This is a genomic window from Shewanella sp. MBTL60-112-B2 (assembly GCF_019655055.1).
GTDB lineage: Bacteria > Pseudomonadota > Gammaproteobacteria > Enterobacterales > Shewanellaceae > Shewanella.
The window spans coordinates 1-470 of the sequence record NZ_BPFA01000102.1 but is presented as its reverse complement, the minus strand read 5'-3'; the positions used below and the strand labels follow the sequence as shown (position 1 = coordinate 470).

General features: G+C 50.9%; 1 protein-coding gene. It reads left to right on the top strand.

What is annotated here, in order from left to right; all coding sequences use genetic code 11:
* On the top strand, positions 1-470 hold a 470-nt coding region (locus K5Q73_RS21945), incomplete at both ends, for a hypothetical protein (RefSeq protein WP_220766206.1).

The following is a 470-nucleotide window of genomic DNA, read 5'->3' as shown; positions in this document are numbered from 1 at the left end:
CAGCGTTCTATGAAGGGGGGGAGGGAAGAAGGGAGGAGGGAAGGAGAGGGGAGGGAGGAGGGGAAAAAAAAAGAAGAAGAAGAGGAAAAAGGAGAAGGGAAGAGGAGGAAGGGGGAAGGGGAGAAAGGGGGGGGGGGGGAGGGGGAAGGGGAAAGAGGGAAAAGAAAAGAGAGAAAAGGGGGGAGGGTGAGGAGGAAGGGGAAGAAAAAGAAAGGAGAAAGAAAAGAAGAAAGAGAAGGAGAAGAAAAAGAAAAAGAAAAAAAAAGAGGAGAAAAAGAGAGAAGGGACAGAAGGGGGGAAAAAAGGAGAGGAAAAGGAGGGGGAGAAAGAAAGGGAGGAGAGGGGGAGAGGAGAGGGGGAAAACGAGGAAGGAAAAGGAAGAGGAAGGCGGGAACGACAAGAGCGGTAGCAAAGAAAAGAAAGAGAGCGAGAAGGAGGGAGAAAAGCGAGAGGAGAGGAAGAGAAAGAGG